General features: G+C 72.5%; 17 protein-coding genes. 8 read left to right on the forward strand and 9 right to left on the reverse strand.

The features are described 5' to 3' along the window. The first annotated feature begins 71 nt into the window (after window positions 1-71). Both IE275_RS31500 and IE275_RS31505 read left to right on the forward strand, forming a co-directional pair. Window positions 72-1,091, forward strand: a complete 1,020-nt coding sequence (locus IE275_RS31500) for an NADP-dependent oxidoreductase (RefSeq protein ID WP_189715451.1) — start codon at window positions 72-74, stop codon at window positions 1,089-1,091. Between the two features lie 110 nt (window positions 1,092-1,201). After that, window positions 1,202-1,621, forward strand: coding sequence for an organic hydroperoxide resistance protein (locus tag IE275_RS31505; RefSeq protein ID WP_189715453.1), 420 nt, complete (start codon window positions 1,202-1,204; stop codon window positions 1,619-1,621). Window positions 1,622-1,827: 206 nt separating this feature from the next. Here the strand turns inward: IE275_RS31505 and IE275_RS31510 are convergent, their stop codons facing one another. Continuing rightward, entirely contained in the window at window positions 1,828-2,991 is a 1,164-nt protein-coding gene (locus tag IE275_RS31510) for a serine hydrolase domain-containing protein (RefSeq protein ID WP_189715576.1), read from the reverse strand. Window positions 2,992-3,244: 253 nt separating this feature from the next. Here IE275_RS31510 and IE275_RS31515 point away from each other — a divergent pair, with 253 nt between their 5' ends. The 4 genes from IE275_RS31515 to IE275_RS31530 all read left to right on the forward strand — a co-directional run bounded on the left by IE275_RS31515 (window position 3,245) and on the right by IE275_RS31530 (window position 6,869). Further along, on the forward strand, window positions 3,245-4,108 hold the full coding sequence (locus tag IE275_RS31515) for a hypothetical protein (protein ID WP_189715454.1): 864 nt from the start codon (window positions 3,245-3,247) through the stop codon (window positions 4,106-4,108). Window positions 4,109-4,273: 165 nt separating this feature from the next. Further along, window positions 4,274-5,089 carry an EI24 domain-containing protein gene (locus IE275_RS31520; protein ID WP_189715456.1) on the forward strand — a complete coding sequence of 272 codons (816 nt, stop codon included), beginning with the start codon at window positions 4,274-4,276 and terminating at the stop codon, window positions 5,087-5,089. Continuing rightward, the gene (locus IE275_RS31525; RefSeq protein WP_189715458.1) at window positions 5,086-5,700 is read left to right on the forward strand and encodes a LysE family translocator; all 615 of its coding nucleotides are present in this window, start codon (window positions 5,086-5,088) and stop codon (window positions 5,698-5,700) included. The genes IE275_RS31520 and IE275_RS31525 overlap by 4 nt, the downstream gene beginning before the upstream one ends. Before the next feature lie 5 nt (window positions 5,701-5,705). Beyond that, window positions 5,706-6,869: a winged helix DNA-binding domain-containing protein gene (locus tag IE275_RS31530; protein ID WP_229870749.1), complete on the forward strand. Its 1,164-nt coding sequence runs from the start codon at window positions 5,706-5,708 to the stop codon at window positions 6,867-6,869. On the opposite strand, the gene IE275_RS31535 is transcribed toward IE275_RS31530, so the two are convergent. Continuing rightward, window positions 6,846-8,075, reverse strand: coding sequence for a pyroglutamyl-peptidase I (locus IE275_RS31535; protein ID WP_189715460.1), 1,230 nt, complete (start codon window positions 8,073-8,075; stop codon window positions 6,846-6,848). The two genes, IE275_RS31530 and IE275_RS31535, sit on opposite strands and share 24 nt — an antisense overlap. Before the next feature lie 99 nt (window positions 8,076-8,174). Next, a complete protein-coding gene (locus IE275_RS31540) occupies window positions 8,175-8,756 on the reverse strand; it encodes a TetR/AcrR family transcriptional regulator (RefSeq protein WP_189715462.1) in 582 nt (193 codons plus the stop codon). 104 nt (window positions 8,757-8,860) lie between these two features. On the opposite strand from IE275_RS31540, the gene IE275_RS31545 reads away from it, so the two are divergent. Next, window positions 8,861-11,275, forward strand: a complete 2,415-nt coding sequence (locus tag IE275_RS31545; protein WP_189715464.1) for a beta-glucosidase family protein — start codon at window positions 8,861-8,863, stop codon at window positions 11,273-11,275. A gap of 92 nt (window positions 11,276-11,367) precedes the next feature. Here IE275_RS31545 and IE275_RS31550 read toward each other — a convergent pair whose 3' ends face one another. Then, entirely contained in the window at window positions 11,368-12,339 is a 972-nt protein-coding gene (locus IE275_RS31550) for an aldose epimerase family protein (protein ID WP_189715466.1), read from the reverse strand. A 38-nt stretch (window positions 12,340-12,377) separates the two neighbouring features. Further along, window positions 12,378-13,277 carry an SGNH/GDSL hydrolase family protein gene (locus IE275_RS31555; protein WP_189715467.1) on the reverse strand — a complete coding sequence of 300 codons (900 nt, stop codon included), beginning with the start codon at window positions 13,275-13,277 and terminating at the stop codon, window positions 12,378-12,380. A gap of 280 nt (window positions 13,278-13,557) precedes the next feature. Here IE275_RS31555 and IE275_RS31560 point away from each other — a divergent pair, with 280 nt between their 5' ends. Then, window positions 13,558-14,052 carry a DUF3145 domain-containing protein gene (locus tag IE275_RS31560; protein WP_189715470.1) on the forward strand — a complete coding sequence of 165 codons (495 nt, stop codon included), beginning with the start codon at window positions 13,558-13,560 and terminating at the stop codon, window positions 14,050-14,052. Window positions 14,053-14,136: 84 nt separating this feature from the next. Here the strand turns inward: IE275_RS31560 and fabF are convergent, their stop codons facing one another. From fabF to IE275_RS31580, 4 genes are all read right to left on the reverse strand, one after another. Then, entirely contained in the window at window positions 14,137-15,402 is a 1,266-nt protein-coding gene (gene fabF / locus IE275_RS31565) for a beta-ketoacyl-ACP synthase II (protein ID WP_189715472.1), read from the reverse strand. Window positions 15,403-15,486: 84 nt separating this feature from the next. Then, window positions 15,487-15,735 carry an acyl carrier protein gene (locus tag IE275_RS31570; RefSeq protein ID WP_019067091.1) on the reverse strand — a complete coding sequence of 83 codons (249 nt, stop codon included), beginning with the start codon at window positions 15,733-15,735 and terminating at the stop codon, window positions 15,487-15,489. An 80-nt stretch (window positions 15,736-15,815) separates the two neighbouring features. Beyond that, window positions 15,816-16,817, reverse strand: coding sequence for a ketoacyl-ACP synthase III (locus IE275_RS31575; RefSeq protein WP_189715474.1), 1,002 nt, complete (start codon window positions 16,815-16,817; stop codon window positions 15,816-15,818). A 12-nt stretch (window positions 16,818-16,829) separates the two neighbouring features. Next, window positions 16,830-17,744, reverse strand: coding sequence for an ACP S-malonyltransferase (locus tag IE275_RS31580; protein WP_189715475.1), 915 nt, complete (start codon window positions 17,742-17,744; stop codon window positions 16,830-16,832). Window positions 17,745-17,803 lie beyond the last annotated feature (59 nt).

The following is a 17,803-nucleotide window of genomic DNA, read 5'->3' on the forward strand; positions in this document are numbered from 1 at the left end:
ACATCCTGAAATATTCAGGCGCATGGTTGTTTCAGGTAGTGAAACATTTCGTGTGTGAAAGGCAGCCCCCCATGACTGACTCCGCTCTCCCCACCACCAGCCGCGAATGGCGTCTTCTCAGCCGTCCCGTCGGCTGGCCGAAGGTCGAGGACTTCGAACTGGCCGAGGCGGAGATCCGGCAGCCCGGTCCCGGTGAGGTGCTGGTCCGCAACGCATACGTCTCCGTCGACCCGTACATGCGGGGCCGTATGAGCGCCGCCAAGTCCTACGCCGCCCCCTACGAGCTGGGCAAGGCCATGCAGGGCGGGGCCGTGGGCGAGGTCGTCGCCTCCGGCGCCGAGGGCGTGGCGGTCGGCGATCACGTCCTGCACTTCGGCGGCTGGCGCGAGTACGCCACCTTCGACGCCAAGCAGGCCGTCAAGGTCGACCCCGAGGCCGCGCCCCTCTCCACCTACCTCGGCGTCCTCGGCATGACCGGCCTCACCGCCTACGCCGGCCTGCTGCGCACCGCCGCCTTCAAGGAGGGCGACGTCGTGTTCGTGTCGGGCGCGGCGGGTGCCGTCGGCAGCCAGGTCGGCCAGATCGCCAGGCTGAAGGGCGCCTCGCGCGTCATCGGCTCCGCCGGCTCCGACGAGAAGGTCAAGCTGCTCGTCGAGGAGTACGGCTTCGACGCCGCCTTCAACTACAAGAACGGCCCGGTCGCCGAGCAGCTGCGGGCCGCCGCCCCCGACGGCGTCGACGTCTACTTCGACAACGTAGGCGGAGACCACCTGGAGGCCGCCATCGGGCAGCTCAACCAGGGTGGCCGGATCGCCGTCTGCGGCATGATCTCGGTCTACAACAACACCGAGGCCGCCCCCGGCCCGAGGAACCTCGCCCGCCTGATCCAGACCCGCGGCCGTATCGAGGGCTTCCTGGTCGGCGACCACTACGACCTCCAGACGGAGTTCGTCCGGGAGGTCGGCGCCTGGATCCGCTCGGGCGAGCTGAAGTACCGCGAGACGGTCGTCGAGGGCATCGAGAACAACCTGGAGGCGTTCCTGGGTGTGCTGCGCGGCGACAACACCGGAAAGATGATCGTCAAGCTCTGACCCTCCACCCCTCCCGCCGGTTTCCGGCATGCGGTAACTTCTTTCCGAAATCAACCGCCATTCAGCGACCCGGGCGCGAGTCGCGGCGGACGAAGGAGGAAGACATCCGTATGTCCATCCAGCAGTCCGACGTCCTCTACACCGCCGTCGCCACCGCCCTGAACGGCCGCGACGGCCGGGTCGCCACCGACGACGGCCGGCTCGACGTGACCGTGAACCCGCCCCGGGAACTGGGCGGCAGCGGCGCCGGAACCAACCCGGAGCAGCTGTTCGCCGCCGGCTACAGCGCCTGCTTCCAGGGCGCCCTGGCCGTGGTCGCCCGGGAGGAGAAGGCCGACCTGACCGGCTCCACGGTCACCGCGAAGGTCGGCCTGGGCAGGAACGACGACGGTTTCGGGCTCATCGTCGAGATCTCGGCCCGTATCCCCGAGGTCGACCCCGACACCGCCCGGTCGCTGATCGAGCGGGCCCACGAGGTCTGCCCGTACTCCAGGGCGACCCGGGGCAACATCGGCGTGACCCTGGCCTGAGCCCGGAAGACTTGCCGGGGCGCGCACCGTGACGCCCGTGCGGCGGCGGTCGTTGCGCATCACGAAGGCCGCACCCTTGGACGTGGGGTGCGGCCTTCACCCATGGGCGCGAGCCCCCCGGGCGAGCCCCGGAAGGCGTCGGAAGGCGTCGGAAGGCGTCGGAAGGCGGCGATCGGCGAGCGGGGCGGGAAGGCGTCGGGTGGGCGTCAGCCGGCCGCCAGTGCCGCCCGGTGCACCGCCGCCACCAGCCGCTTGTTCTCCGTCGCCGCCCCGCCCGGGAAAGCGAACCGGCGCCGGGTGTATCCGTAGGCCAGCCCGCTGCGCGGGTCCGCGAACGCCTGGCAGCCGCCCGCCCCGCTGTGCCCGAACGCCCCGACCCCGAGGAACGGGTACCAGGTGTCCGCGGTCGCCTGGAAGCCCAGCCCGAACGATTTGTGGGCGCGCGCCACCAGGTCGTACCCCACGGAGTGGAACTGCCCGAACTCCGCGGCCGTGTCCTCCTTCAGCAGCGGCGCCTTCCCGCCCCGCTCGCTGATCGCCGCCGCGTACAGCCCGGCCAGCCCGCGCGCCGAGGCCACCCCGCCCACCGAGGCCGGCCCCTTCGCCCGGACGAGCGGGTCGTTCGGCAGCAGCTCCAGGTCGGTCGGCTCGGCGGCGTGCCGGTTGAAAGCGATCGCGGCCAGAGTGTGCGGCCCGCCGGGCAGGGCGTCCAGCAGCGCCCGCTGCTCGGCCGTCGCCACCATCGGCTGCGCACTGCGGAACCGCGGCTCGTGCACGGCCGGCAGCCCCAGGAAGAGGTCCAGCCCGTACGGGACGCGCACCCGCTCCTCGTACACCTCCTGGAGCGTACGGCCCGTCGCGCGCCGTACGACCTCGCCGGTGAGCGCGCCGATGACCAGGCCGTGGTAGCCGAAGGCGGTGCCGGGGCGCCAGAACGGTCGCTGGTCGGCGAGGCGTTCGGCGAGCTGGCGGTCGTCGGCCACCTCCTGCCGGGAGAAGCCGGTGTCCGTGCCGACCACCCCGGCCCGGTGCGCGAGCAGCTCGCGCAGGGTCAGCTGACCCTTGCCCTCGGCAGCGAACTCCGGCCAGTAGTAGGTGACTTTGCGGTCCAGCTCCAGCGTGCCGTCCTGTACCAGGAGCGCCGTCACCAGATGGGCCGCGCCCTTGGTGGACGAGTACACGCCGTAGAGGGAATCGGGCTCGGTGCCCTCGCCCGCCCAGAGGTCGACGACCCGCCTGCCGTGCACATACGCGGCCAGCTGGCCCTCGTAGTCCGGCCGTTCGTCCGCCACGAACGAGGCGAACTCCTCCCGTACCGCCTCGAAGCCGTCGGCCACGGTGCCGTGGATCTCGTTCGTCGTCCGGGTCATCCCAGTCATCCGCTCTCCTCAGCCGGCCCGCTGCTTGCGTGCGCCATGGTGATCAGTGCCTGTGCGATCTGGGGAAACTCCCCCTCGGGTGGTCCCGGAAGCGGGATTCCGGAGATCGGTACGGCGAGGCGTACCTGTTCGACTCAACTGCAACACGAGGGCGTTGGTGTCACCGATACCCCGGATGGCCTATGGGGACCGCCGGAAGCGGGCATGCTGAGGGCACCGGACGCGCGTGCGGCGAGGAGAGTCCATGCCAACGATCCCTTCGCTCCCCAGCAGGGCCGACGTCCTGCGCATGGCCCGCAGTACCACCGACATCACCGGACAACTCCTCGACACGGCGGGCAACATCACCCGGATCGCCCTCAACACCCTGGACCCCAGGGACGGTTCGGGCGCGGAGGCGCTGCGGGTGCTGCGCCGGACCACGGCCGAGCTGGCCGAGGCCAGCGCCTCCCCGCAGGCCCAGGAGTCGTTCTACCGCGCCGTCGAGGCCCTCACCCGGCTCGGCGCCGGCGGGGCCCCGCTGGCCGCGCACCCGGTGGGCGAACCCGCCCGGGTGCTGCTCGTGGCCCTCGGCGACAGCCTGCTGCCGGTGCTGGACGCGCTGGAGCCCGCGGTGGCGGAGGGCGCGGCCGCGCTGGGGGAGCTGATCGAGGCGGCCTCCCCGCTGCTGCCGGCGGGCGCCGGACTGGCCGCCGGGCTGCTGCTCGCCCTCGCGCCGGTGCTGCGGACCTCGGCGGAGGTGCTGCGGGAGTCGTCACCGGAACTGCGGCGGATCGCGGACGCGGTGACGGCGGCCCTGGCCCCGCTGCTGCCGGTCCAGGCCGCGCTGGCGGAACGGGCCGCCACGGCGGGCGCGGACGTCGTACGGGCCGCCCTGCCCGCCCTCGCCGACCTCACGGAGGCCGCGTCCGCCTCGGCGCAGGCCGTCCGGCCGGTGCTGGTCGCGGGGGAGGAGCTGGTCGTGGCGGGCCTGGAGCAGCTCCAGCCCGCCCTGCTGGCGGGCGCGGCCCGGGCCGGCCGGGTGGCGCGGGCCACGGCGGTACGGGTGTCGGCGGCGGTGTCGCCGGCCGCGGGCGAGGGGGAGGTGCTGGTGGCGGTGCCGGTGTGACCGGCCGTCGGGCGGGTGGCCGGGCCCCTCGCCGTCTCCTCGCCGTCCCCCCGCGGTGCCCCCCGCGGTGCCCCCTCGCGGCCGCGCCCGCCGTCGACCCGTCGGCCCGGCTCGGCGGTCTCCAGGACGGGCGGATGATATGCACACGACCGATAGAGTTCGGCCATGCGAGATCTTGGGGTGGGGTTCCGGTACCTCCTGAAGGGCCAGCGCTGGGTGGCCCGGCACGGCAAGAGCTACAACTTCGGGCTGCTCCCCGGCCTGATCACCCTCGTCCTGTACGCGGCGGCGCTGGTCGCGCTCGCGGTGTGGGGCGAGGACTTCGTGACATGGGCGACCCCGTTCGCCGACGACTGGTCGAGCCCGTGGGAGAGGCTGTTCCGCGGGTTCCTCACGGTCGTGCTGTTCGCCCTCGGCCTGCTGCTGTCCGTCCTCACCTTCACGGCCGTCACCCTCCTCGTCGGCCAGCCCTTCTACGAGAGCCTCTCCGAGAAGGTCGACCGGGACGTGTCCCCCGACGGCACGGCCCCCCACTCCGGGCGGCCGCTCTGGCAGGAGCTGTGGATCTCCGCCCGTGACAGCCTCCGCATCCTGGCCCGGGCGCTGGTCTGGGGCGTGCTGCTGTTCGCCTGCGGATTCATCCCGGTCCTCGGGCAGACGGTCGTCCCCGTGATCGGGTTCTTCGTCACCGGGTTCTTCCTCACCGAGGAACTGTGCGCCGTCGCCCTCCAGCGCCGCGGGGTCGACCTGCGCAGCCGGCTCGAACTGCTGCGCGCCCGCAAGACCCTCGTCTGGGGTTTCGGCACCCCGCTGGGCCTGGCCTTCCTGGTCCCCTTCGTCGCGGTGTTCCTGATGCCGGGCGCGGTCGCCGGCGCCACCCTCATGGCGCGCGAACTGCTCGGTGAGGAGATCCGCGAGGACGGCAGCGACGAGGACGGCAGCGACGAGGACAGCAGGGACGACGCGGAGGTCACGGCGTGAACGAGCTGCTCGCCGTCGCCGTCATCACCGTCCTCGCGGTCGTCGCCCCCGGCGCCGACTTCGCGATGATCGTCCGCAACAGCTATCTGTACGGCCGCCGTACGGGGCTGCTCGCGGCCACCGGGGTCGCCGCCGGTGTGCTCGTGCACGTCACGTACACGATGCTCGGCGTGGGCCTGCTGATCGCGTCGTCCACCTTCCTCTTCACGGTCGTCAAGCTGATCGGCGCGGCCTACCTGATCTACATCGGCGTCCGCACCTTCCGCACCAAGGGTGACGTCGAGATCGACCTCACCGGCGCGACGGAGCTGACCCCGTTCGCCGCGCTGCGCGCCGGGTTCCTGACCAACGTCCTCAACCCGAAGACGACCCTGTTCGTCGTCTCGACGTTCTCGCAGGTCGTCAGCCCCGGCACACCGGTCCACCAGCAGGCCGGCTACGGCCTGTTCATGGCGCTGGCGCATCTGATCTGGTTCGGGGTGGTCGCCGTGTTCTTCTCCCACGACCGGATGCGGACGCTGATGCTGCGCGGCCAGAAGGTCCTCAACAAGGTCATCGGCACGGTCCTGGCGGGTCTCGGCATCAGCCTCGCCTTCGCGCCCGCCCACTGACGGCCGTGCGCACCCTCACCCCCGAGGCGCTCAACCGGGCCACCCTCGCCCGTCAGCTTCTGCTCCGGCGCGAGGAGTTGCCGGTGCCGGAGGCGGTCCGCCGGGTCGTCGCCCTTCAGGCGCAGGAACCCGCCTCGCCCTACCTCGCCCTGTGGAACCGCCTCGCCGGCTTCCGGCCGGCCGACCTCGACGCGGCGTTCGCCGGCCGTACGGTGGTCAAGGCGACCCTGATGAGGATCACCCTGCACGCCGTCCACGCCGACGACCACCGGACCTTCCGCGGGGCGATGCAGCAGACGCTGTACGCCTCCCGCCTCGGCGACCGCTTCGCCGCGGCCGGGCTCACCCCGGAGCACGCCGGAGAACTCGTCCCGGAACTCGTGGAGTTCACCCGGCGACAGCGCACCACCCCCGAGATCGACGCCTGGCTGGAGGAGCGGCTGGGCGCGGAGCGCAAGGCGGGCGCCTGGTGGGGCCTGCGGGGATACGCGCCGCTGCTGCACGCCCCCACCGGCGGTCCCTGGTCCTTCGGTGTCCGCCCGTCCTTCGTCGCGGCCCCGCCCGGCCCGCCGCTCACCGGCCGTGCCCCCGAACCGGAGGCCCTGCGCACCCTGATCCTGCGCTACCTGGCCGGCTTCGGCCCGGCGACGGAGGCGGACATCGCCCAGTTCGCCATGGTCCGCAGGGCCCCGCTGCGTGAGGCCCTGCGCGCCCTGGACGACGGCACGCTCGAACACTTCGGCACCCCCGAGGGCGTCCTCCTGCACGACCTGCCCGGCGCCCCGCGCCCGCCCGCCGACACCCCGGCGCCGCCCCGCCTGCTGCCGATGTGGGACAGCGTCCTGCTGGCGTACGCCGACCGCTCCCGGGTGATCCCGCCGGAGTACCGCAAGCTGGTCATCCGGGTGAACGGGGACGTCCTGCCGACCCTCTTGGTCGACGGCCGGGTCGCGGGCGTGTGGCGGCCGGCCCCCGAGGGCGCGGGCGTCGAGGCGAGCGCCTTCCACCCGCTGCCGCCCGCCGTCTGGGAGGCCCTGGCGGCCGAGGCCCGCTCGCTGACCGCCCTGCTCGCCGACCGCGACTCCCGGCTCTACAGCCGCTACGGCCACTGGTGGGCCAAGCTCCCGCCGGCCGCCGAGGTCCGGCTACTCGCCGGCGGCCACGGCTAGGATCGCCCGCACCTGCGCGACGATGTCCAGCCGGTTGCGGACGAACTCCGGGTCGGTCACCTCCGTGGTGTTGCCGGCGGCGAACTGGAGCACCGGTGTGTGCACATGCCCGCCCGGCAGGCGCTCGTGCAGTCCCAGCCGGTCGCGCAGCAGCGTCGCCCGGTAGGCGATCTCGTTGGAGAGGTAGTTCCCGCCGCCCCCGGCCCGCGCGGCCGAGCCCGCGGTGGGCCCGTCCGGCCGTACGACGGGGTCGGTGCCTCCCGCCGGGATCTCGGTCACGCCGGTGTTGTCGTAGACCGGGAACCGCCCGGTGTCCGCCGCCACGATCGCCGCGTACGGCAGGGTCGTGACCGTCCACTGGGGCGCGGCGGCGGGGTCGGTGACCGGGATGGTCTCCGTGCGGCCGATGTTCTCGTTGTCGGGGAAGCCGCCGCGCCAGGCGCCGTTGGTGCGCTCCACGTCGAAGCGGCCGACGCGGCCCTGGCTGACGGTCGCGAACAGGTCGACGTGCGGCAGGTACGGCCGCAGGGTGCGCTCCACCGTGTTCTCGGCGAAGTCCTGCCAGCGCACCGGGAACACGGCCGTCTCCACCCGGGCCGGTCCGTCCGCGGTCCGGATGACCGTGCCGTCGAGGGCGAGCGCGGTCGCCCCGGACGGGTTGGATATCCGGATGTCCCGGTCCAGGGTGAACGGGTCGAAGCCGGTGACCAGGACCCGCTTGAGTCCCCCGGTGTGCGGATACCCGATCCCGGTCTGGCCGCGCGAGGTGCGCTCCAGGGAGTCGAGCAGCGCGTCGCGCCGGGCTTCGCCGAGCCCGAACTCCGGCTCCCAGGTGCGCAGATGGCGGGTCATGGCGAGCCGGGCCCAGTACAGCGGCCGGTCGTCGTCCCGGCTGAGGTCGCCGCCGGCCGGACCCCGGCCCTGCGCCCGGTCCACGGCCCGCCGCCACAGCGCCGTTCCCTCCCGGACGACGACCCGGCGTGCCTGCGCGTAGGAGTGCGCGTCCGCCAGCAGCCGGGCCAGGCGCGGGGCGACGGCGTCGAACCCGGAGCGGGCGAGGATCTCCCGGGGGACGGCCTGGTCCAGCCGTTGTTCCTCGACGGTGGGGACGGGCGCGGCCTGTGCGGCGGTCGCGGTGGTGGGGGCGGAGAGGGCGGCCAGCAGGGCCAGTCCGAGGACGCCGGCACGAACGCGTAGGGAATGCACGGGGGTTGAGGTCCTTCCGTCGCTGTGGGGGAAGCGTGGTGCGGGACGACGGAAGTATCCCGTGAGGGGTGTGGTCCACGCCATGGCCCCTCGCGACGGTCAGTCGCGGCCCTCGCCCAGCAGTCGCAGGAAGTCCCGGAAGGCGCCCGGCATGTCCACGGACTCCGGGTCCAGCAGCCACTGGTACTGGAGGCCGTCCATGACCGCCACCAGCAGCGGGGCCGTCCGCTGCGGGGTGAGGCCGTTCGGAAGGCGGTCGCCGTACTCGGTGCGCAGGACGGCGGCCATGCTCTCCCGCACCCGGGTGTAGCGCTCGGTGAAGTACTCCCGTGCCGGATGACCCTCCGTCACGCTCTCGCCGAGCAGTGCGGAGAAGGTCTGGATGATGGCGGGCCGCATGGCGTTGTACTCGACGAGGGAGGTGAGCAGATCGACCCGCCACCGGGTGTCCGGCACCGCGTCCCACTGGTCCCGTTCCTCCAGCACCGCGACCAGCAGTGCCTCCTTCGTCGGGAAGTGGTGCAGCAGCCCCTGCTGGGTCAGCCCGACCCGCTCGGCCACCGCCGCCAGGCTCGCCCCGCGGTAGCCGCGCTCGGCGATCACCTCCAGGGCCGCCCGGACGATCTCGGCCCGCCGCTCCTCACTCCTGGCTCTGGCGCTCATGCCGTCACCGTACGGCATCCGTGGGAGGAAAAGTAACAGCGAGATAACGAAACCTACCGATCTACAGGTAATCGATGCACGATGGAGGCACTGCACGCGTACTCAATGAGGAGGCATCGCCCATGACGGGAATCGAAGGCGCCGTCGAGGCGGCGCTCGGCAAGCTCGACCTGGAGGCCAAGACCCGGCTCCTGTCCGGCAAGGACATGTGGTCGCTGCCCGAGCTGCCGGAGATCGGCCTGAAGTCCCTGGTCATGTCGGACGGCCCGATCGGCGTCCGGGGTGTGCGCTGGACCGCCGACGACCCTTCCGTCGCCCTGCCCTCCCCGACCGCCCTCGCCGCCACCTGGGACCCCGAACTCGCCCGCCGGGCCGGCGTACTGCTCGCCCAGGAGGCCCGCCGCAAGGGCGTGCACGTGCTGCTCGCCCCCACCGTCAACCTCCACCGCTCCCCGCTCGGCGGCCGCCACTTCGAGGCCTACAGCGAGGACCCCTACCTGACCGGACGCATCGGAACCGGGTACGTGCGGGGCGTCCAGGAGGGCGGCGTCGGCACCACCGTCAAGCACTTCGTCGCCAACGACGCCGAGACCGACCGCTTCACCGTGAACAACCTGGTCGGTGAACGCGCCCTGCGCGAGCTCTACCTGGCCCCCTTCGAGGCCATCGTCGAGCACGCCCGCCCCTGGGGCATCATGACCGCCTACAACTCGGTCAACGGCCCCACCATGACCGAGCACCACCAGCTGGTGAACGGGATCCTGCGCGGCGAGTGGGGCTTCGACGGCTTCAACGTCTCCGACTGGATGGCGGCCCGCGACACCGTCGGCGCGCTCCGGGGCGGCCTCGACGTCGCCATGCCCGGCCCGCGGACCGTCTACGGCGAGGCCCTCGCCCGCGCGGTGCTCGACGGCCGCGTCGAGGAGTCCGAGGTCGACGAGGCCGTACGCCGCGTCCTGCGCCTGGCCGCCCGCGTCGGGGCCCTCGCCGACGCCGAGGCCGCCGTCCCCGAACCCCCCGCCCCCGTCCACGGCGCGGCCCTGGCCCGCGAACTGGCCCGCCGCTCCTTCGTGCTCGTCCGCAACGAGAGGGGCGCCCTGCCCCTGAAGCCCGGCACCGTCGCCCTCCTCGGCGCCGCCGCCCGCGACGCCCGCGTCCTCGGCGGCGGCTCCGCCACCGTCTTCCCGGAGCACGTCGTCTCCCCACTCGACGGCCTCACCGCCGCCCTGCCCGAGGGCGCCCTCGTCTACGCCGTCGGCGCCGACCCCACCACCGAACTCGCCGTCGCCGACAAGGGCTTCACCCTGCGGGCGGTCTGCCGGGACGCCGGCGGAAACATCATCGGAAGCGGTTCCGCGCCGGGCGGCCAGATCCAGTGGATGGGCGACGACCTCCCCGACGGCGTCACCCACGACACCCTGCACACCGTCGAGCTCACCGGCACCTTCACCCCGCGCGAGACCGGCACCCACACCTTCGGCGTCAAGGGCACCGGCGCCTTCACCCTCGCCGTCGGCGGGACGACGTACTTCGACGGCCCCCAGCTGCCCGCCGACGACGCCGACCCCTTCGAGGCGTTCTTCGGCGCCCCCGTGCCCCGCGCCGAGGCCGAACTGACCGCGGGCGAACCGGTCGACGTCTCCCTCACCCACGTCTTCGCCCTCCCCGAGGACATCCCCTTCAAGGTGGTCGCCTTCGCCCTCGCCCACCAGGGGCCGCAGCGCGACCCCGACGAGCTGATCGCCGAGGCGGTCGAAGCGGCCCGCGCCGCCGACACGGCGATCGTGGTCGTCGCGACCACCGACCGGGTGGAGTCGGAAGGCTTCGACCGGCGGGACCTGCGCCTGCCCGGCCGCCAGGACGACCTCGTCCGCGCCGTCGCCGCCGCCAACGCGAACACCGTCGTGGTGGTCAACTCCGGCTCCCCGGTCGAGCTGCCCTGGCGCGAGGACGTCGCCGCCGTGCTGCTCACCTGGTTCCCCGGCCAGGAGGGCGGCGCCGCCCTCGCCGACGTCCTCACCGGCGCCCACGAGCCCGGCGGCCGCCTCCCCACCACCTGGGGCTCCCTCACCGACGCCCCGGTCACCCGGGTCGCCCCGGCCGGCGGCGAGCTCCCCTACACCGAGGGCGTCTTCATCGGCTACCGCGCCTGGGAGAAGGAGGGCCGCACCCCGGCCTACCCCTTCGGCCACGGCCTCGGCTACACCGACTGGGCCTACGAGTCCGTCGAGGTGGCGGGAACCACGGTGACCGTGCGCCTGCGCAACACCGGCACCCGCGGCGGCCGGGAGGTCGTGCAGGTCTACCTCGCGCCCGCCGGGCACGACACCGGCCGCCCCGCTCGCTGGCTGGCCGGCTTCGCCGGCGCCTCGGCCGCCCCGGGGCAGACGGCGGAGGTCACCGTCGACCTCCCGCGACGCGCCTTCGAGATCTGGGACGACACCGCACACCGGTGGTGCTTTGTGAAGGGTTCGTACGAAATCCAGGTGGGGCGCTCGATCGCCGACCGCAGGATCACCGCGACGGTTAACGTCTGAGACGGGACTCCTCACCCCAAGGACAGCCCCGGTCCGGGACCTGACCCCTGGACCGGGGCTTACCCCTGCCCGCCGCCCCGGAGCCGGCCGGCCTACCGGACGGAGAAGCCGTACACCGTCTCCGACCGGTACACCGCGCCCGGCCGCAGCTCGGTGCTCGGGAACTCCGGGCGGTTCGGGGAGTCGGGGAAGTGCTGGGTCTCCAGCGCGACCCCCTCGCCGGGGACGAACGGCTCGCCCAGATGGTCCGCCGAGTACACCTGGATGCCCGGCTCGGTCGTCGCCACCGTCAGCACCCGCCCGGACGCCGGGTCGTACAGCTCGGCCACCTCCTGCGGTGCCGCCGTCACCCCCTTGTCGAGCACGAAGTTGTGGTCGTACCCGGAGCCGAGCTTGCGCCGCGCCCGGAAGTCGAAGCGGGTGTCCACGACCTCGGCGAGCTCCCCGGTCGGGATCAGGTCCGCGTCGACCGGCGTGTACCGGGAGGCGGCCAGCCGCAGTTCATGGCTCCAGGCGTTCCCGGAGCCGGCCAGGTTGAAGTAGCTGTGGTTCGTCAGGTTCACCACGGTCGGCGCGTCCGTGACCGCCTCGTACACGAGGTGCAGGCCGCCCGACGCGTCGAGCGTGTACGTCGCCGTGATCTCCAGCCGGCCCGGGAAGCCCTCCTCGCCGTGCGGGCTGACCCGGCTCAGCCGCAGCCCGTGCTCGACCGGCGTCACCTCCCACACCCGCTTGTCGAAGCCCCGGGGGCCGCCGTGCAGGGAGTTGGGCGCGTTGTTGGGCTCCAGCGCGTACGTCATGTCGTCGAGCGGGAAACGGGCGTGCGCGATCCGGTTCGCGTACCGTCCGATCAGCGCGCCCAGGAACGGCTCCGGGTGCGTGAGATAGCCGTCCAGATCCGCGAACCCCACCACCACGTCCGCCGTCCGCCGGTCCCGGTCCGGGACCTCCACGGACTGCACGATCCCGCCGTACGACAGGACCCGCACCCGGGTCCCGGCCCGCTCCAGGGTCCAGCGGTGCACCGCCGTGCCGTCGGAAAGTGTTCCGAAGTGTTCGCTCATGAGCGAAACATTAGGTCACGGCCCCGGCGCGGTCCCACTCACCTCTCCTTCGCCACCACCTTGCGGTACGCGATCTCCGCCAGCCGGGCCTGTCCGTCCGTGCTCGGATGGAACCAGTCCCAGTGACTCAACTGATCGGTGCCGAACCGGAAGTCGTACACCGCGCCGCCGTCGAACCGGCACCGCTCGTCCTTCGCGCAGACCTCCTCCAGCACCGTGTTGTAGTCCGCCACCCGCCGCTGCACGGTGTCGCGCCGCTCGGTCGCCGCCGCGTCCAGCGCGTCCGCGTCGCCCAGCATCGACGGACAGATCCCCAGCTTCCACACCTGCTTGCCCAGGGCGCTGGTCCGCCCCTGCGCCCACAGCCGCTTCAGGTTCGGCACGCTCGTCACATACACCTGGGCGGTGGGCACCGCCCGGCGCAGCGTGCCCAGCGCGTCCTCGAACTCGGCGCGGAAGTCGGCCACCGGCGTCATCGCCGCCGTGGAGTCCCGGCACGCGTCGTTCGCCCCTGCCATCACCGTCACGAGCTGGGGCTTTCTCGCCGCGGCCCGCGCCATCTGGCCCGGCAGATCCGCCATCCGCGCCCCGGTCACCGCGTAGTTCCAGCTGTGCGTGGCCGCCTTCGACGCGCCCAGCAGCCGGACCGCCAGACTGTTCACCTCGGCGCTGCCGCCGGTCGCCCAGGACACCTCCGGACAGTCCTGGAGGACCGCGCAGGCGTCGAAGCCCCGGGTGACGGAGTCGCCGACCGCGGCGATCGAGGAGGGACTGGAGTCCCACAGCGGGGTCGGTGACGGCGACGGTCTCGCCTGCCGCGCCTGCGAGCCGGACGACGAGCCGTCCCCACCGCCCAGCGCGTCGCAGCCGGCCAGACCCAGTACGGCGGCCGTCGTGACGGCGAGCCCCGCCCGCGCCCGCCGGTTTCGCATCCGCATCCCCTGGTGATCCCCTCGCTCCTCGTACAACGGCCCCCTCATGACAACGTCCGGGAGTTCCCGGCCCGGGACGGCGGCCGCACATCAGGGCCCACAAGATGCAACGGTTCACGCCCGTACAGGCGTCCTGCCGGGTGAATGGCGGACGTTTCACGGCACCGGGACCGACGGTACGTCACACTCCTTGCGCCGCCGCACGGTAGCCTCGCCATCAACGCGGCTGCCTGCCACCGCCGCCACACCAGCCTGCAAGACTGTCCTGCTCTGCCCGGAGGTCCCGGTGACGACACGTGGAGTTCTGTACGTGCACTCCGCGCCGCGCGCGCTGTGCCCGCACGTCGAGTGGGCCGTCGCCGGGGTGCTCGGCACGCGCGTCAGCCTCGACTGGATCCGGCAGCCCGCCGCGCCCGGCACCTGGCGCGCCGAGTTCTCCTGGAAGGCCGAGGCCGGCACGGCGTCCAAACTGGCCTCGGCGCTGCGCGGTTGGCACCTGCTGCGCTTCGAGGTCACCGCGGAGCCCCGCGCCACCGCCGAGGGCGAGCGCTACAGCTGCACCCCCGACCTGGGCATCTTCCACGCCGTCACCGGGATCCACGGTGACATCCTCATCCCCGAGGACCGGCTGCGCGCGGCCCTGTTGCGCAGCCAGCGCGGCGAGACCGACCTGGAGGCCGAACTCTCCAAGCTCCTCGGCAAGCCCTGGGACGACGAACTGGAGCCGTTCCGGTACGCCGGCGAGGGAGCCCCGGTGCGCTGGCTGCACCAGGTGGTCTGAGACCCGACACGGGAAGGGCCCCCGCCTCGAGAGGCGGGGGCCCTTCCTTGTGTCCTTGCGCGGACGACCGCGTACGGACGCTTCTCAGATCGTGCGGAACGCCAGCACCACGTTGTGCCCGCCGAAGCCGAACGAGTCGTTCAGCGCGGCGATCCGGCCCTCCACGGGCAGCTTGCGCGCCTCGCCCCGCACGATGTCCACGTTCGCCTCGGGGTCGAGGTTCTCCACGTTGATCGTCGGGGGAGCCACCCGGTGGTACAGCGCGAGCACGGTCGCGACGGACTCGACACCGCCCGCACCGCCCAGCAGGTGCCCGGTCATCGACTTGGTCGCGGAGACGGCGAAGTGGTCCGCGTCGTCCCCGAAGACCTTCCGCAGCGCCTTCAGTTCGGCGATGTCACCGGCCGGCGTGGAGGTGGCGTGCGCGTTGACGTGCACGATCTCCGCCGGGTCCAGGTCGGTGTGGTCCAGCAGGTTCTGGAGCGCGTGCGAGATGCCCCGCCCCTCCGGCTCCGGCTGCACGATGTCGTGACCGTCGGCGGAGATGCCCTGCCCGACCGCCTCGGCGTACACGCGGGCCCCGCGCTTCGCCGCGTGCTCGGCGGACTCCAGGACGATCACACCGGCGCCCTCGCCCATCACGAAGCCGTCGCGGCCGACGTCGTAGGGACGCGAGGCGGCCTGCGGGTTCTCGTTGTTCTTGGACATCGCCATCATGTTGCCGAACGCGGCGATGGGCAGCGGGTGGATCGCCGCCTCCGTGCCACCGGCGACGACGATGTCGGCGCGGCCGGTACGGATCATCTCGATGGCGTAGCCGATGGCCTCGGCGCCCGACGCGCAGGCGGAGACCGGGGTGTGCACACCCGCGCGGGCGCCCACGAGCAGACCCACGTTGGCGGACGGGCTGTTCGGCATCAGCATCGGCACGGTGTGCGGGGAGACGCGGCGGACGCCCTTCTCCTTCAGCACGTCGTACTGGTCGAGGAGGGTCGTGACACCGCCGATGCCGGAGGCGATGACGGCACCCAGACGGTCGGGGTCGACACTCCCGTCCTCACCGGCCTTCGCTTCGAAGCCGGCGTCCTTCCAGGCCTCCTGGGCCGCGATCAGCGCGAACTGCGCCGAGCGGTCCAGCTTGCGGGCCTGCGGCCGCGGGATGACCTCGGTGGGCTCCACGGCGACCCGGGCCGCGATACGGACGGCCTGCTCGGCCGCCCAGTCTTCCTCCAGGAGCTTGACGCCGGACTTGCCGGCGATCAGCCCCTCCCAGGTAGAGGCTGCGTCGCCACCCAGCGGTGTGGTTGCGCCGATACCGGTGACGACCACGGTGCGATTGGTCGGGCTCACGGATTCTTTCTCCAACGTGACGAGGATTCAGCGGCGCCACCGCCGGGTGGCGGGGCAGTCCGGCCCAGGGGGACCGGGTGGGGATCAGCCCTGGTTCTTGAGGATGTAATCGGTCGCGTCGCCGACCGTCTTGAGGTTCTTGACGTCCTCGTCGGGGATCTTGACGTCGAAGCGCTCCTCGGCGGCGACGACGACCTCGACCATGGACAGCGAGTCGACGTCCAGGTCGTCGGTGAAGGACTTGTCCAGCTGGACGTCCTCAACCGGGATGCCGGCGATCTCGTTCACGATGTCGGCGAGACCGGCGACGATCTCTTCCTGAGTGGCGGCCATTGTGGCGCTCCTTCTTTGGTATCCAGAGGGTGTGGCTGTGGTGCTTCCCGTGCCGGAACGAACGATCCGGCACGGAGTGCCTAGGGGAGGGTAACGACAGTGGCGGCGTAGACGAGACCCGCCCCGAAACCGATGACGAGCGCGGTGTCGCCGCTCTTCGCCTCGCCGGTCGCCAGGAGCCGCTCCATCGCGAGCGGGATCGAGGCGGCCGAGGTGTTGCCGGTGGTGCGTACGTCACGGGCGACCATGACGGACTCCGGCAGCTTGAGAGTCTTCACCATCGAGTCGATGATCCGCTCGTTGGCCTGGTGCGGGATGAAGACGTCGAGTTCGTCGGCGGTGATGCCGGCGGCGTCCAGCGCCTCCTTGGCGACCTTCGCCATCTCGAAGACGGCCCAGCGGAAGACCGCCTGGCCCTCCTGCGTGATCGCGGGGAACCTGGCGACCTCGCCGTCGCGGTAGTCCGTCCACGGCACGGTCTGCTTGATGGTCTCCGACTTGTCGCCCTCGGAGCCCCAGACCGTCGGGCCGATCGCCGGCTCCTTGGAGGGGCCGACCACGACCGCGCCCGCGCCGTCGCCGAACAGGAAGGCCGTCGCGCGGTCCTCCAGGTCGGTCAGGTCGGACAGCCGCTCCACGCCGATCACGAGCACGTACTCGGCGGAACCTTCCACCACCATGCCCTTGGCGAGGGTCAGGCCGTAGCCGAAGCCCGCGCAGCCGGCCGAGATGTCGAAGGCGGCGGCCTTGTTCGTGCCCAGCTTGTCGGCGATCTCGGTCGCGACGGCCGGGGTCTGCTTGAAGTGCGAGACGGTCGAGACGACCACCGCGCCGATCTGCTCGGCGGTGATCCCGGCGTCGGCGATCGCCTTGCCGGACGCCTCGACCGACATGGCGGCGACGGTCTCCTCGTCGTTCGCCCAGTGCCGCGTCTCGATGCCGGACCGCGAGCGGATCCACTCGTCGGAGGAGTCGATCGTCTCGAGGATGACCTCGTTGGGCACGACACGGGTGGGCCGGTAGCCGCCGACTCCGAGGATGCGCGCGTACGGTGCGCCCTTACTGGGCTTGATCTTCGCCATCAGGGCTCCTTGTCACACACCGTGCTCGGCGATGAGCTCGCGAGCGGCTTCGAGGTCGTCGGGGGTCTTGAGCGCCAGCGTCTTCACACCGGGCAGCGCGCGCTTGGCCAGGCCGACGAGGGTGCCGCCGGGGGAGACCTCGACGATCGCGGTCACGCCCAGCTCCTTGAAGGTCTCCATGCACAGGTCCCAGCGGACCGGGTTGGCGACCTGGCCGACCAGGCGCTCGAGGATCTCGGCGCCGGTGGAGACGGCCAGGCCGTCCTTGTTGGAGACGTAGGTGACCGTCGGGTCGGCCGGCGTCAGGTCCGCGGCGGCCTTGGCGAGCGTCTCGACCGCGGGCGCCATGTGCGGCGTGTGGAAGGCGCCGGCGACCTTGAGCGGGACGACCTTGCGGACGCCCTCGGGCTTGTCCTCGTTCAGCGCGGCGAGCTGCTCCAGCGTGCCCGCGGCGACGATCTGGCCCGCGCCGTTGATGTTCGCCGGGGTCAGCCCCAGCTTCTCCAGGTGCGCGACGGACACCTCGGGGTCGCCGCCGAGCAGCGCCGACATGCCGGTCTCGGTGATCGCGGCGGCGTCGGCCATGGCCAGACCCCGCTTGCGCACGAGGGTCAGTGCGGTGGTGTCGTCGAGGACGCCCGCGAAGGCGGCGGCGGTGAACTCGCCGACGCTGTGACCGGCCACGGCGGCGGGCGAGACCTCGCCCAGTGCCGCGGCGGACAGGATGCCGGCCGCGACGAGCAGCGGCTGGGCGACGGCGGTGTCACGGATGGCGTCCGCGTCGGCCTGTGTGCCGTAGTGGGCGAGGTCCAGTCCGATGGCGTCCGACCAGGCGGCGACGCGGGCCGCGGCACCGGGAAGTTCGAGCCAGGGAGTCAGGAAGCCGGGCGTCTGGGCGCCCTGGCCGGGAGCGACGAGTACGAGCACTCTCACACTCTCTCTTGGGGACGGGCAAAGCCGCCCGTGGGGACAGGGACGAAGAACGG

It is taken from the genome of Streptomyces phaeofaciens (assembly GCF_014648915.1).
GTDB classification, from domain to species: Bacteria; Actinomycetota; Actinomycetes; order Streptomycetales; family Streptomycetaceae; genus Streptomyces; species Streptomyces phaeofaciens.